This window comes from Streptomyces brasiliensis (genome assembly GCF_014647875.1).
Lineage (GTDB): Bacteria > Actinomycetota > Actinomycetes > Streptomycetales > Streptomycetaceae > Streptomyces > Streptomyces brasiliensis.
This window is the reverse complement of sequence record NZ_BMQA01000261.1, coordinates 1-718: the sequence shown is the minus strand read 5'-3', so window position 1 is coordinate 718 and position 718 is coordinate 1. Positions and strand designations below refer to the sequence as shown.

At 68.9% G+C, this 718-nt stretch carries 1 protein-coding gene; it reads right to left on the bottom strand.

Annotated features, from left to right (window positions below; genetic code table 11):
- Positions 1-718, bottom strand: a 718-nt coding sequence (locus tag IEZ19_RS50080) for an RNA-guided endonuclease InsQ/TnpB family protein (protein WP_189317996.1), incomplete at both ends; no start/stop codon positions are given.

Below are 718 nucleotides of genomic sequence, written 5' to 3'. Positions count from 1 at the left end.
TCGCTCCGCAGTCTGCGCACTCCATCCTGGTGTGCGCGGGATGCACCAGGCGCACATCCCGCCCATGCTTGCGGCCCATCTCGATCAAGGCGCGCTTGGTTGCCGAGATAGCGGCGTCAGCCGCCTTCTTGGCCATGGTGGTCTTCGCGAGGAACTTCGGGCGGAAGTCTTCCACCGCGATCCGGTCATGGCCGAAGACCACGGACTTGGCCCACTTGCGGCCGGTGTCCTGACGCTGCCCGGCGACCTTGGCGTACGCCTTCGCGCGCAGCTTCTTCGCCTCGCGGTAGCCCTTCGAGGCGGCCTGCCCCTTGGCCGATCGGCGTCGGGCCATCATCCGGTCGTAGCGCGAGAGCTTCGCCTGCGCCTTCTTCCCGTGCTGAGCGTGGCGGAGGTCGTGGTCGTCGCTCGTGGTGGTCGCGGTCTCCCTGACGCCCCAGTCGATCCCGATCATGCGGCCGGTCTTGGGCAGGTGCTCAGTGGTGGCGGCGGTCACGAAGGACGCGTACCAATGGCCGATGCTGTCGCGGTACACGCGCACCGAGGACGGCGGCCTGGGCAGCCGGCGCGACCACACCACCGTCAGCACGATCCCGCCCGCCAGGTGCAGGCGCCCGTCCCTGAGACGGAACCCACGCCGGGTGTAGTTCAACGACAAGTCGGCCTCCCGCTTCTTCTTCCAGCGGGGCATCCCTGCACGCTGCCGCATCGGCAGCCG